This window comes from Streptomyces sp. NPDC002463, from assembly GCF_042889835.1.
Lineage (GTDB): Bacteria > Actinomycetota > Actinomycetes > Streptomycetales > Streptomycetaceae > Streptomyces > Streptomyces nymphaeiformis.
Window position 1 is genome coordinate 20,172 of sequence record NZ_JBIARL010000037.1, and the last position, 13,434, is coordinate 33,605.

A 13,434-nucleotide genomic window follows, 5' to 3' on the forward strand; every position below is an offset into this window, starting at 1 on the left:
CATCCGGCCCCAAGGAGCCCCGATGAGCAGCAAGCAGACCCTGCTGACCCTTCGCGCCTGGCAGGGGGGACCAGCGCTCTCGGGGCCCAACGACGCGCAGCCGTTCCCGCGGTTCGGTGCGCCGGACCGGGCTGCGTACGGCGCCGTCGGCCTGGCGGACGACCCGCCGCCCACCGTCCCCGCGGGTACCGATGAGCGTCCCGGCCGCCGGTCCGCCGACGGTTCCCGCGCAATCTACGACTTGCCCACGACGGAGCCGGTCCCCTTCGTCTCCTCCCTCGCCCATCACCCGGTCGACGACGCGCACCTCTGGATCGCCGTGGAGGACGGCAAACTGCTGGTCGCCGACGACGTCGACCACGCGCTGCTCACCCTCCTCGTCGCCGGCACGACGCCCGCCGACGCCGCCCGCGAGCTGCGCCAGTCCCACGGACTCACCGCCAACGCGGCGTCGCAGGCAATGGCCAAGCTGGTCGCGCGGGCCGCGCATGCCGGAATGGTGCGCGGGATCCGTGGCCACCACTCGGTCAAGCAGGTACGGCCACACGTGTTCGCCCGCTTCCATCTGACCAACCGCTGCCAACTGGAATGCGTGCACTGCTACACCAGCTCCGGCCCGTTGCTGCCCAAGGACGGCGAACTCACCACCGGGCGCTGGATCCGGCTGGTGGAGGACTTCGCGGCGAACGGCGGGGAGAAGCTGCTGCTCACCGGCGGCGAGGCACTGCTGCACGAGGGCTGCGTCCCGGTCATGCGGCGTGCTCACGAACTCGGGCTCGAGGTGACGCTGTTCTCCAACGGCATGGCCGTGCCCAAGCACCTCGACGACATCGTCCGCTACGCCGACATCGTACAGATCAGCGTGGACGGGCCCGACGCGGAGACCCACGACGCGATCCGCGGACCGCAGTCCTTCCGGCGGGCCGTACGCGCCATCCAGCTGCTGCTCGACGCCGGGGTGGAGACACGGGTCAGTACGACGGTCATGGCCGCCAACTGGACAGCCGTCAAAGCGCATCTGCCCGGCTTCGTCGAGCAGTGGCGCAACACCGACCTGCGGTTCCGGATCAGTTACGGTGCGATGGCGCACGGTCGCGGCACCAACCTCGACCACGACCTGGACACGGACGAGGTGCGGGCGTGGGTGGACTCGCTGCTCGGCAGGCTGCGCGAGGAGGACGACAAGGTCCACGGTCCCAACAAGGTGCAGAAGATCAGCGGTTGCGGATACGCCGAGCAGCTCGTCGTGGCACCCGACGGAGTCGTCTACCCCTGCCACCTGATGTCCGGTGCGCTCGGTCACGTCGACCAGCTGCCGCTCGGCGAGATCACGGCGTACCTCGGGCGCACGGCCGCCGCCTTCGGGGTCGACAACCGGGAGGGCTGCCGCTCCTGTGACCTGCGCAACCTGTGCGGCGGGACCTGCCGCGTGGAGGACGAGAAGCACACCGGCAGCCGGCTGGTGACTACCTGTACGCCCGAGGAGAAACTGCGCAGACGGCGCTTCCTCGTCCAGCGCTACCGGCCGACCCCCCTCTCCGCGCAGCCGACCGGGCCTTCCGCGCCCGGCCGGGTGGAGGCGTGATGCTCACCGAACTACTCCGCCCGGCAGACACGGTGGCCTTCGTCGACACGGTTCGCCGCCGTGAGCCGGGCCTCTTCCCCGGCGACGCCGCGGGCGCCGCACCGCTCGACATGGCCGGGTTCGAGGCCATACTGGGCGCGCTGCACCACGCGCACGAGGGCGTCCTGCACCTGGCGCGCGGCGGGGACCGGCGGAGTCTGCCGCCGGAACTGGTCGACAGGGACGGCATGCTCGACCTGCGGCAGGTCCGACAGGTGTTCGAGGACGGCGAGACGCTCTACCTGACCAAGGCACACCGGCTGTCGCCGGCCCTGGCCGACCTGTGCCGCGGCATCGAACTCGACCTGGCCGGGCACGGCATCACCCTCCGGGAGTCGGCCGGCGCGCACGTGTTCGCCACGCCGCCCGCCGCCCAGGGGTTCGCTCCCCACCGCGACGGCCACGGCAGCCTGATCGTGCAGCTGGAGGGGCGCAAGACATGGCAGGTAGAGGACGGCAACGGCCCGCAGCGGGCGTGCGGGGTGCCTGCGGAGGACTGGGCACGGCTCCCGAAACGGAAGTTCGTGCTCGAGCCGGGGGACGTGCTGTACGTGCCCGAGTACCGCGGCCACGCGGCCCGGGCCGGGACGGTGTCGTCCCTGCACCTGACGATCCGGCTCTTCCCGCTGCGCTGGCGGGACGTCCTCGGCGAGATCGCGGGGGCCCTGCCCGGCCTGAACGCGCCGGTCCCCCATGCACGTACGGCCGATCCCGACGCGCTCGCCGCCGGACTGGCCGACCTGCTTGGTTCCCCTGACGTACGCACGGCGCTGCCGAGCCTGATCGGCGGTCTGTCGGCACGGCGCACCGCCCGCCGGGCGGTCCTGGCGGACGGTGGGCTCGGCGAGCGCGGCAGTCTGGAGGGCATCGGCGAGAAGACGTGGCTGGCGCGTACGCGGGGCGCGGACTGCCTGGTGACCTCGGACGACATCTCTGCGACGATCCACTTCCCCGGCGGTGCGGTCCGCGGCCCGATCGAGGTGCTGGCCGCGTTCGAGTACGTCGCCGGGGCCCGCGTACTGCGCGCTGTCGACCTCCCGGGCGCTCTCGTCCCGGCCGTCACGGTGGACGTGGTCTGCAGGCTGGTGGCCGAGGGGCTGCTGCGCCGCGCGCGGCCGGCCGAGATCGACGAGGCCGTTCAGTGAGCACGCGGCCTGTGGTATTCCTCGGGCCGTCGATGCCGCTCGTCGAGGCCCGCCGCTTCCTCGACGCCGACTACCGTCGCCCGGTGCGTCGCGGTGACCTCGACGCCATCCCCGCCGGTCACGTCGTCGGGATCGTCGACGGCGTCTTCGAGCAGTCCCTCGCCGTCAGCCCGGCGGAGGTACGCGCGGCCGTCGAGCGAGGGGTCGTCGTGTACGGCGGCGGCAGCATGGGCGCGTTGCGCGCGGCCGAGGTGCCCGGCGTCATCGGCATCGGGCTGGTCCACGCATGGTACCGCGACGGTGTCGTCAGCCGGGACGACGAAGTCGCACTGTTGTTCGATGAAGAGACCTCTGCTCCGCTGACCGTTCCCATAGTGAACGTCCGCTACGCGGTGGACCGCCTGCACCGCGGCGGCACCATCGACCGTTCCACCGCCGACCGGCTGCTCGCCGCCGCGCTGGAGTTGCCGTACAAGGCGCGCACCCACCGCCGCATCGTCCGTTCGGCCGGTCTGCTCGAGCGCGTCGACGGCGATGACCTCGTCGCCATGCTGTCGGGTCACGACCTGAAGCATCGGGACGCCCAGTCGGTCCTTGAGGCGGTGGGGGCGACCGGAGCGGTATCCGCGCCCGGCACGGAGCCTCCCGTGACTGCGGAGGAACCGGCCGCCGACCCCGTCGCCTCCGATACGGCTCTGATCTGGGAGAGCGGCGACCGGGTCAACGACGACGAGCTGTTCGCCTTCCTCACTTACACAGGACGGCTCGAACCACTGGCCCGTGCCGCCCATCCCGTACCACCCGAGCTGCTGCCGGCGGTCGACGCCCCTGCCGCGCGTGCCCTGTTCCGAACCGCCGTGCGCCGCTGGGGGTGGCTGAGCACGGAGGAGGCCCGTGTCACACTCACGGACCTTGGCATCGACCTGCCGACCCTCAACCGCCGTACCGAGGTGGAGGCTATCGCCGATGCCGGGCTAACGGCGTGGGCGACGGCGGATCGCGCGGCGTTCCGACGGTCGGTGCGTGCCGCACTGTTCCTGCACGACGCGACGCTCAAGCGGGAGGTGATGCGGTGGGGTGCGCTGCGCCTGTTCGCCGCATCGAATCCCCGGCCGGCCGGTGCCGAGGAGCTCGCCGAGGCGTGGCAGGTGCTGTACAAGGCCAACCTGGCCGTCGACGGGGAGGCCCTGCGGCAGCGGTGGGCGCGGTGGGGCTACGGCGACCGCGCCGCCCAGGACGCCTTCGCCGCACTGCTCGCCCGGGCGCGGCGCAACGTCCGGGCGTTGGCCGCGACGATGGCCGGCACGGCTGTGCTCGCCCCCCGCCCCGTACCGCGCCCTGCCCTGGGGCTTCGCAGCCGACCGAAGCATCCGGGGGAACGTCGCTTCTGCACCCCTCCGGCCGAGTCGCGCGACCAGGCGGCCAGGCTGGCGAAGACCATCGGAATCACTCGGATCGGGATGGTCGGCGAGCTCGGGGACATCGGCGGCGTCCAGATCGCCCAGGCCGCCCGGCCCGACGGCCGCTGGTCCAGCACGTACGGGAGCGGCAAGGGGCTCACCGAGGACGGCGCGTACGTCGGCAGCGTCATGGAGGAGCTGGAGAAGTACGCGCAGGAGCGCTGGGTGCCGCCCGCTGACGCACTCGTCCACGGCAGCTACCGTGAAGTCGCCGACGACGCGGTCGACCCGGCCTGTCTGTCCCTGCCGTACGACACCCCGTACACCCCTGACCTGCCGCTGACCTGGGTGCGCTGCCCGGACCTCCTCACCGGCCGGCCGGTGCTCGTCCCCCTCGACCTGCTGTGCCTCGAACGGGGCCAAAACGACATCTGTTTCAGTTCGCGCGGGGCCCGGAAGGTCCTCGCGACCAACGGTTTGGGATCGGGGTTCTCACGAGAGGAGGCCCTGCTGCACGGGCTGTGCGAGTACGTGGAGCGCCACGCCCAGCGCCTCGCGGAGATCGTCCTGGTGAACCCGGGCGGGACGGGGGCGCCGCCATTCCGGTTCGTGGATTCCGGTGCCGCTCCGGGCGGGGCGCGCGAGGTGACACAGCGGCTGCGGCGGGCCGGGCACGTGGTCCGGGTCCTGGACATCACCTCGGAGGTCAGGGTCCCCACGTTCATGGCGACCGTGTGGCGGGGCCTGAATCGCGCTGAAGGCTACGGCACCCATCCGGATCCCGGGACGGCGGTCGAGATGGCCCTGCTGGAGGCCGCGCAGTCGATCGCCTGCTCGGTGGCGGGCGGCCGTGAGGACCTCACGATCAAGGCCCGCAGCCTCGGCCGGCACGAACGGCCACGTCCCCTCGCGCACGATGACGCGTGGTTCTGGCTCGACCCGGACGTCGTCCCGGCCCCGCTCCCACGAGGACTGACCTCTGACGACGTGCTCGACGACCTGCGGTGGACCCTGCGACGGGTCGCCGACGCCGGTGTCGCCCACGTTCCCGTGCTCGACCTGACCCACCCGGAGACCGCGCCCGCCCATGTCGTACGGGTGATGCTCCCCGGCCTGGAGAGCAACAACCCCTTCGCGACCGGGGAGCGCGCCCGGCTGACGCTCCTGCGCGACCTGCTGCCCCGCTGGTCCTGAATTCCGACCGGAGTACGCCATGACGACGACAGAAACCGACCTGAGGCAGGCCGACTCGGCGGTGCGCGCCATCGGCGAACGCGGCTACCTGCTGGTGCAGAACCTGCTGCCCGCACCTGCCGTCGACCGGATGCGGGAGTCCCTCGAACGGCTCCTGTACGCGGAGAAGCAGCGCAACCTGCATCCCACCGGGCACCAGCGGGTCCTGCACCTGCTGGCCAAGGACCCCGTGTTCCTCGAAGCCCTGGTCCACCCCTTCGTCCTCGATGTGTGGCGGCGCTATCTCAGCGAGGACCTGATCTGTTCGACGTTCAGCGCGAACTCCCTCTGGCCCGGTGCCGTCGAGCAGTACTGGCATGCCGACCATCCCTACTGGACGCTGACCCCGCCGTGGCCCGCGATCCCGCTCGCCGGGCAGTGCATCTGGTTCCTGGACGACTTCACCGTGGAGAACGGCGCCACAGCCGGCATCCCCGGTTCCCACCGGGCGAACCGCCTGCCGGACATGGGCGAGTCGTGGTGCGACGAGGGCGAGATCCTCACCGGCCCCCGAGGCAGCGTGATCTTCGCCGACGGCGCCTGGTGGCACACGTCCCGCCCGAACCGCTCCACGAAACCGAGGTCCGCCCTGCTCGTCACCTACACCCACACCTTCTGCGTGCCGCAGGAGAACATGCGCGCGCAACTGGACGCCCTCACCGACCCTTCCGACCTCGTGGTGGAGCTGCTCGGAGGCAGGCAGTACCAGCCCCGTCGCGATTTCCCGTACTGACGTCCAGGGACGTTCAGGAAGGACGCTCACAGGATGTTCGAGGAACGAACACCCTGTGAGCACCGCTCGCACAGAGGGGCGGGTAAAGCCTGCTCCGTATCGCTGTGAAGGTGATCCATCCTGCACAGACCGAGGAGCCTGCAGTTCTTAGGGCTCGCAGAGAATCAACCTGTAGGTTCTGCACCTTGACACAGCAGGTCAGCGCGTTACTTGTCAGCATGTTGATTCTCTGCGAGCCCTTAGAAGCCATATCTCAACCGAACGTGATCCGTCGATTTCTGCTGCTCAGGCATGGTGTAGCTCGGAATGAGAGAGACGTCCGGCGTCTTGTTTACGCTCCGTGAGCGAGGGGTGGGCGATGGCGTCGGTGCTGGGAATGCTGGAGGAGCGGGAGACAGCGGCCCGTGTGCGGGTGGAAGGGCTACAGGAGGAAGTCGCCCGGTTGGCTGAGGTGTTGGAGGCCGCCGAGATCGAGCTGGACCGGCGGGTGATCGCGCGGGAAGAGCTGGTCGAGGCCCTGACAGCCTCGGCTGCCGAGACCACCGCCGGGACCGAGGCCGAGGAGAAAGCGGTGCTGCCGCTCGCGCCGGCGCCGGGCTCGACGGTGCCGTCCTGTAAAAGCGCTGGTCGCGGGTGCGGGCTGTGCGGGACCCTGGGTACATGCCTCGACGCCTCATGTTCGTGCAGTTGAAGTCTGGTTATGACACCGACCGTGGACCCTCGTGGATCGGGTGGGTGGACTTCTCGAAGACTTGGAGCACTGCGTATTTTCAGGGAAGGACATTGCGCCGGGCAGGCGGGATGTTCGACGCGAACTTCTACGACACGCAGAGCAATGAGGAGTTCTGGGTCTCCGGACCGAAGCGGGACCGCTCCGACACCCGCTATGGCCCGTCCAACCCGGAAGTCGAGCCGGATGCCGTTGAGACCTATCACGCGTTCTTGGATGGCGCGGCCCTGCCAGGGCGGGAGAAGGGCTGACCCGGGCTCCCCGCGAGTGCGCTTGTCCGGGTCTTGATCAATCAAACGGAGAGCGCCTCTGACCTGGGACGATAGGGCTTGTCTAGGGTCCAGTCGCCGCAGGGAAGAAGCACTCTCCAGGTGAAGAAGCGTAGTGGGTTCTATCCGCGCGTCCGCGTCCGCGTCCGGGGCGGTGGGGCTGGTGCTGTCTCGCAGGCCGGTGGGGTGCTGCTGGTGGAGACGGTCCGCCGGATTGGCCTGGACACAGCATTGTCGACGGCGCTGGAGCCGTGGCGCAGGCCCGCGGGCGGTGCACGATCCCGGCAAGGTCCTGCTGGACCTCGCACTGGCGGTCGCGCTGAGCGGGGACTGTTTGTCCGACGTGGCCATGCTGCGGGCCGAGCCCGACTTGTTCGGCCTGGTCGCCTCCGATCCCACCGTCTCCCGTCTGGTCGACACGCTTGCCGCGGCCGGCCCCCGGGCCTTGGCCGCCGTGCGGCAGGCCCGCGCCGAAGTCCGCGAGCGGGTCTGGAGCTTGGCTGGTGGCGCGGCGCCGAATGCGGCCGATGAGGTGGTCGTGGACATCGACGGCGTGCTGGTCCAGGCCCACTCAGAGAAGCAGGACGCCGCCGCCACGTGGAAGAAGACCTTCGGCCACCACCCGCTGTTCGTGTTTGTCGACCACGGCCCAGGCGGCTCCGGCGAACCGGTCGCGGCCTGCTGCGACCGGGTAACGCGGGCAGCAACACCGCGAGCGACCACATCGCCGTCGCCCAGCAGGCGCTGGCCCAGCTTCCGAAGAAGTACCGGCGTGGACGGCGGACCCTGATCCGCACGGACTCCGCCGGTGGCACCCACGACTTCCTGAACTGGCTCACGCAGCGGGGACGGTGGTTGTCCTACTCGGTCGGGATGGTCATCACCGATGCCATCCATCAGACCGTCCTGCTCGTCCCCGCGTCCGCCTGGACGCCCGCGACCGAACCCGACGGCAACATACGCGACGGCGCGTGGGTCGCCGAACTCGCCGGCGATGTCCTCAGGGGCCGGCCGAAGGGCATGCGGCTGATCGTCCGAAAGGAACGGCCGCACCCCGGCACCCAGTTACGCATCACCGACGCCGACGGCATGCGGATCACCTGCTTCGCCACCAACGCCACCGGTGCCCCGATCGCGGCCCTGGAGCTGCGGCACCGCCAACGCGCACGCGCCGAGGACCGCATCCGGGCTGCCCGCGACACCGGGCTGCGGAACCTGCCCCTGCACGACGCCTCCCAGAACCGCGTCTGGCTGGAGATCGTCCAACTCGCCCTGGACCTGCTGGCCTGGATGCCGATGCTCGCCCTCACCGGCGAGGCGCGGCGCTGGGAGCCCAAGCGCCTGCGACTGCGGCTGTTCTCCACCGCCGCCCAGCTCGTCACCACCGGCCGCCGCCTCTGGCTCCGTCTGGCCCGCCACTGGCCCTGGACCCAGGTGATCACCACCGCATTCGAGCGACTGCGAGCACTTCAGGTCCCCGGCTGACCAGCAACGACGTCCTACCCCGACGAGACAACCCCCGCCGGAGCCGTGGAACCCGGCGCCCACCCGACGCGAGAGCCAGGCCGTCAGCCTGCCCGCCACCAGCCGAACAGCCGAAACGGGCCGTCACGAAACTTCGAGGCTAACAGAAGTTGTCGATCATGTGACTTTCGGTTCGGGTGGTCGCTGGTCGAGCCGTTGCTGCCCGAGCCGGCGCCGAAACAGATAACAGGACGGCCGCGGGTGCCGGACCGGCAGGCCCTGTGCGGGATCCTGTTCGTCCTGCACACCGGGATCCAGTGGGAGTATCTGCCCCAGGAGCTGGGCTTCGGGTCCGGGATGACGTGCTGGCGGCGTCTGGCCGCGTGGAACGAGGCCGGCGTCTGGGACCAGCTGCACCTGGTGCCGCTGAAGAAGCTGCGGGTCGCGAAGAAACTGAACTGGTCGAGGGCGGTGATCGACTCCAGTCGTGTCCGGGCCGCCCGCAGGGGCCCAAAAGCGGACCCAGCCCGGTCGAGCGAGCGCGGCCTGGCAGCAAGCACCACGTCCTCGTCGACGGGCAGGGCATTCCGCTCGCCGTGTCGCTGACCGGCGGAAACCGCAATGACGTGACGCAGCTGATGCCTTTGCTCGCGAAGGTCCCGTCCGTTGCCTGCCTGGTCGGACGGCCGCGGCGACGGCCTGACGTGCTGCTGGCCGACCGGGGCTACGACCACGACAAGTACCGCCGTCTCGTCTGGGCTCAGGGCATCAAGCCGTTGATCGCCCGCCGCGGCGTCCCGCACGGTTCCGGACTCGGCGTCCACCGCTGGGTCGTCGAGCGCACGATCGCCTGGCTGCACGGCTTCCGGCGCCTACGCGTCCGCTGGGAACGACGCGACGACATCCACGAAGCCTTCCTCGGCCTCGCCACCTGCCTCATCACCCACCGCCACGTCCAACGCCTTTGTCAGCACCTCCGACGATCGGGGAGGTGTCCGAACAGTGACCAGCCCCATCGCCAGCCCCCCTCCCTGCATATGCTGCTGAAGTGCAGTTGGAATTGAGACATCTCGAAGCCGTCTGCCGGATAGCGGAAGCGGGCAGTCTGGGGCGTGCGGCGGCGCTGCTCGGTGTGTCCCAGCCGGGCCTGTCCGCCCAGCTCCGGCGGATAGAACGCGTCACGGGCGGAGAGCTGTTCGTCCGCAGCCAACACGGTGTCGAGCCGACGCCACTGGGCCAGTTCGTGCTGTCCAAGGCGCGCCGGGTGCTCGGCGAGATGGACGCCCTCACAGCGGGCGCCCGGGCCACCGCCCCGCATCCGACCCTGCGGCTCGGCTCCATCCTGCTCGTCCTGACCGACCAGTTGCTCGGGCACCTGGAGCAGGAACTGTCCGGCCACGAGATCGAGGTCAACATCGAGCACTCGGTGACCACCCTCACTCGCATGCTCGGCGCCGGACAATACGACGCGATCATGTACGGAGAGGTCGCCGACCATGAGGTACCGCTCCCCGACGGTGTGGCGGCCCGCACCCTCATCCCCAAGGAGCCGGCCTGCGTACGCCTGTCGGCCGCCCATCCGCTGGCCGGACGGGACCAGATCCACCTGGCTGACCTAGCGGAGGAAACCTGGACGATCATCGTGGAGGAGGATGATGGCAGCCAAGAGGCCATGGTCGACGCCTGCCGCAAGGCCGGCTTCACGCCGAAGCTGCGCTACCGGATCGCCGACCGCAAAATGCGCTGGGACCTGATCGCCGCCGGACGGGCCATCTCCCTGTGCCAGCCGACCTCGCCGCATGCCGAGGGCACGGTACTGCGCCCGCTGGCCGGCGACCCGCTCACCGGCCGCATCCGCCTCGCCTGGAACCGAGCCACGCTCTCCGAAGACCGGGCCCGGCTGCTGTACCGGGCAGCAGGACATGCGTATCTCGACAGCGTGCCCCGCAACACCTTCTACCGCTCCTGGTGGGAGTCCCGTCCCGAGCTGCATCCAAATCTGGACTGAACGCACCCGGGCAAGCCGCAAGCAGGAGCAGACCAAAGAGCATCCGCCACTGCATTATCAACGACTTTTGTTAGGACCTCTAAGCGAACGGGGTGGAGGTGCTGGGGTCTTGAGAGCTCTGACGCCACCCCCAGCACCTTCCCGGATCTGTGCCGTGGCTCCCAGGAGCGGAAGTGCCAGGCGGCAGTGGATCAACGTCCTACGAGATGTCGGCCTGGGTGGCCGGGCCGGGCGGCGATGGCGAGGTACGCAGGGTTCCCTCTGGACAAGGAGGACCGCCGCGAGCATGGGGACATCGGTCAGGAAGAGGAACGTCATGACCTGGCCGCTGCCGTCAGTGAGTCGGCCCGGTCCGTCTGCTGTGCCGCGGTGGCAGCCGCGTTCAGGAGGTGTTTGACGGCCCGGGAGCGGCTCGCCAGTCTCAGGCGGCGTCCGTGCCGGGGCCACCAGTCGAGGATGGCGAGGAAGCCGGAGTCGCAGAAGGTGACCCGTGCGGTGTCCAACACGAGGCCGGTGCAGCCGTCGTCGGCTGCCGAGGCCAGCAGCGCCCGCAGCGGGGTGGCGCTGTAGTGGTCGATCTCTCCGGTGAGGTGGACGACCAGAGTGGTGCCGAGGGTGGTGCAGGATTCGACGACTATGGCGCAGGGCGCGGTGTCCGCGCCCGAGTCGTGCCTGACGGGATGGGCAGGGGCGGCGAGGGCAGCGGGCAGTATCGGTGCGGTGCTTGAGGTACTCACATCCCCATCAACGCCTCCCGCTCGATGTCGGGAAACGAGCCACGCGGCCCTTTCACTCCATGTGACCAGCACCGATCCCCGGTAGGGTGGAAAGATTTCACTCGGACGAGGCAGGCATCGATGCCACGGCCACCGCCCGATACCGGTTGTGCCGCCGCGTAGGTGCTCGCCCCCCTCTCGCCGGTCTTGCCGCACGCGCCACGTCCGCCCATGAACGATCTTCAGCAGCCGCGCCGTCCTGGCTGTGCATGGGCTTGCCGCCCTGTTGCGGCGCGTTGCGGCCATCCTGCGTCTGCGGCGGCCCTGCTTCGGGGCTGCGTCTAGGGGGTGCCGGAACGGCGCTGATCGCTTTCGTCACGGAGGCGTGTGGTGCGCCGGGTGAGGGTGCCGACGCGCTCGGCCAGGTCGGGGCGCAGAGGGGCGAGGTGGGTGTGGGTGCGCGCGAGCGGCGCGAGGAGCAGGGCCGGGTCGCTGTCCGCGAGCGCTGCGGACAGGTCTTCTCGCGCGTCTGCGGGCAGGGCGCCGAGGGCGGTGATCTGCCCGGCGAGCTGGCGCAGGTCGGCGGCGTTTTCTCGGGCCCAGGCCGTCACCGTGCGATCGGCGGCGCGGCGGTCGCGAGTCGTCTGGACGCGTTGCTCGCCGGTGGTGCCGGGGCTGCCTGGCCGTACTCGCAGGTAGCGGCGTTCGGCGGCCTGTCGGCTCGTGACGCCGAGCGGGTGGGCGAGTTCGGCCCAGCTGGCACCCGCGTCCCGGGCGGCCTCGATGAATCCGGGCTCCCATGCGGCGAGCTGTTCGCGCAGTTCGCGCAGGAGGAGGAGCGCGGTGAACGCTTCCTCCGATGAGCTGTGCCGGGTCCTGTCGGGGGCGGTCGCGGACCGGGCAGCACGTACGGCTTCGTCGATCGCGGTCAGGGCCGTGAGGGCCGCATGGAAGGTGACCGGGTGGTCGGCTCCTGTCATGGGATCCCGCCCTTAGGCGTCGTCCATTCGTTGACACAAAATTTGTCGTCGTTTCGATGACATGCTACAACGGTGCCAGATGAAGCGCATTGGCAGTCACTGCCTGATTCCGACTGGAGGTGTTTCGCGATGTTGATGCGCACCGACCCGTTCCGCGAGCTCGACCGCCTCACCCAGCAGATGCTGGGTACCACCGGGACCTGGTCACGACCTTCCGCCGTACCGATGGACGCCTACCGCGAGGGCGACGTCTACGTCATCGCCCTCGACCTTCCCGGCGTCTCGCCGGACGCGATCGACATCGACGTCGAGCGGAACATGCTGACGGTCAAGGCCGAGCGCCGCCCCGTCGCGAAGGCCGACGACGTCCAGATGGAGCTGTCCGAGCGACCTCTCGGCGTCTTCTCCCGGCAGCTGATGCTGGCCGACACCCTCGACACCGAGAAGATCACGGCCGACTACGAGGCAGGCGTACTCACTCTGCGCATTCCGATCGCCGAACGCGCCAAGCCTCGCAAGATCACCATCGGCCGGGGCGACGGCCCCCGGCAGATCAGCGGCTGAGCCGTAAGGAAAGCCGGGAGCGGAGGGCGGAAGCCTTTCCCCCTCCTCCGCCCTCCGCTCCCCGTCATCTCGCATCCGCGGATGCGAGAAGGGGGTCGTGATGAGACTGCGATGGCAGGCATTCCTCGACAAGGTCCAGGAGCGCGGCGACTACAGCTCGCCCCAGGAGGGCGAACGCGCCGCCCGCACCGTGCTGGCGCTGCTCGGCGCCCATCTGGTCGGCGATGTGCGGGCCGCGCTCGCCGCCCGGCTGCCGGAGACCTTCGCCGTCGTGCTCCTCAACCCGCTCCAGGCCACCGAACCCCTCTCACCGGAACGCTTCGTGCGCGCGACGGCCGCCTGGATCGAAGGAGCCACCGAGCGGACCGCCGCCTGGGACGTCAGCACCGTCCTCAGCGTCGTCGCCGACGCGGCCGGCGAGGAGCTGACCGCCCGGATACTCCTGCAGCTTCCACCCGGCTACGACCTCCTCTTCGGCCGGCCGCACCACCCCCGGTCAGCCGGCACCCGTTGAAACGTGTTCGCTCCGCCCGGTCGAAGCACCGGGCCCGAAGAGAACGGCGATCTT

The 13,434-nt window shown here is 70.1% G+C and carries 11 protein-coding genes and 2 pseudogenes; 11 read left to right on the forward strand and 2 right to left on the reverse strand.

The genetic code is table 11. From position 1 onward, the window contains the following. Positions 1-22: 22 nt before the first annotated feature. The 9 genes and pseudogenes from ACFYX3_RS40050 (at position 23) to ACFYX3_RS40090 (ending at position 10,606) form a co-directional block, all read left to right on the forward strand. Entirely contained in the window at positions 23-1,585 is a 1,563-nt protein-coding gene (locus ACFYX3_RS40050) for a radical SAM protein (protein WP_389024808.1), read from the forward strand. After that, positions 1,585-2,769: a JmjC domain-containing protein gene (locus ACFYX3_RS40055; protein ID WP_389024810.1), complete on the forward strand. Its 1,185-nt coding sequence runs from the start codon at positions 1,585-1,587 to the stop codon at positions 2,767-2,769. The genes ACFYX3_RS40050 and ACFYX3_RS40055 overlap by 1 nt, the downstream gene beginning before the upstream one ends. Beyond that, on the forward strand, positions 2,766-5,363 hold the full coding sequence (locus ACFYX3_RS40060; protein WP_389024812.1) for a YcaO-like family protein: 2,598 nt from the start codon (positions 2,766-2,768) through the stop codon (positions 5,361-5,363). Before ACFYX3_RS40055 ends, ACFYX3_RS40060 begins: the two co-directional genes overlap by 4 nt. 19 nt (positions 5,364-5,382) lie before the next feature. Further along, positions 5,383-6,135: a phytanoyl-CoA dioxygenase family protein gene (locus tag ACFYX3_RS40065; RefSeq protein ID WP_389024814.1), complete on the forward strand. Its 753-nt coding sequence runs from the start codon at positions 5,383-5,385 to the stop codon at positions 6,133-6,135. A gap of 358 nt (positions 6,136-6,493) precedes the next feature. Next, a complete protein-coding gene (locus tag ACFYX3_RS40070; protein WP_389024816.1) occupies positions 6,494-6,826 on the forward strand; it encodes a hypothetical protein in 333 nt (110 codons plus the stop codon). 44 nt (positions 6,827-6,870) lie between these two features. Then, the gene (locus tag ACFYX3_RS40075) at positions 6,871-7,116 is read left to right on the forward strand and encodes a hypothetical protein (protein WP_388595560.1); all 246 of its coding nucleotides are present in this window, start codon (positions 6,871-6,873) and stop codon (positions 7,114-7,116) included. A 120-nt stretch (positions 7,117-7,236) separates the two neighbouring features. Further along, positions 7,237-8,619: pseudogene (locus ACFYX3_RS40080) on the forward strand (IS1380 family transposase). A gap of 183 nt (positions 8,620-8,802) precedes the next feature. Beyond that, a pseudogene (locus tag ACFYX3_RS40085) lies at positions 8,803-9,548 on the forward strand (IS5 family transposase); the annotation flags it as partial. A 98-nt stretch (positions 9,549-9,646) separates the two neighbouring features. Beyond that, a complete protein-coding gene (locus tag ACFYX3_RS40090; protein WP_389024818.1) occupies positions 9,647-10,606 on the forward strand; it encodes a LysR family transcriptional regulator in 960 nt (319 codons plus the stop codon). A gap of 314 nt (positions 10,607-10,920) precedes the next feature. On the opposite strand, the gene ACFYX3_RS40095 is transcribed toward ACFYX3_RS40090, so the two are convergent. Both ACFYX3_RS40095 and ACFYX3_RS40100 read right to left on the reverse strand, forming a co-directional pair. Next, the gene (locus ACFYX3_RS40095; RefSeq protein ID WP_389024820.1) at positions 10,921-11,343 is read right to left on the reverse strand and encodes an STAS domain-containing protein; all 423 of its coding nucleotides are present in this window, start codon (positions 11,341-11,343) and stop codon (positions 10,921-10,923) included. Between the two features lie 320 nt (positions 11,344-11,663). Next, positions 11,664-12,302, reverse strand: a complete 639-nt coding sequence (locus ACFYX3_RS40100) for a type III effector protein (RefSeq protein WP_389024822.1) — start codon at positions 12,300-12,302, stop codon at positions 11,664-11,666. 129 nt (positions 12,303-12,431) lie between these two features. Between ACFYX3_RS40100 and ACFYX3_RS40105 the strand changes: the two genes are divergently transcribed. After that, positions 12,432-12,866: an Hsp20/alpha crystallin family protein gene (locus ACFYX3_RS40105; protein WP_385564317.1), complete on the forward strand. Its 435-nt coding sequence runs from the start codon at positions 12,432-12,434 to the stop codon at positions 12,864-12,866. A 100-nt stretch (positions 12,867-12,966) separates the two neighbouring features. Further along, complete coding sequence (locus tag ACFYX3_RS40110; RefSeq protein WP_389024824.1) at positions 12,967-13,380, forward strand: DUF2267 domain-containing protein; 414 nt, start codon at positions 12,967-12,969, stop codon at positions 13,378-13,380. Positions 13,381-13,434 lie beyond the last annotated feature (54 nt).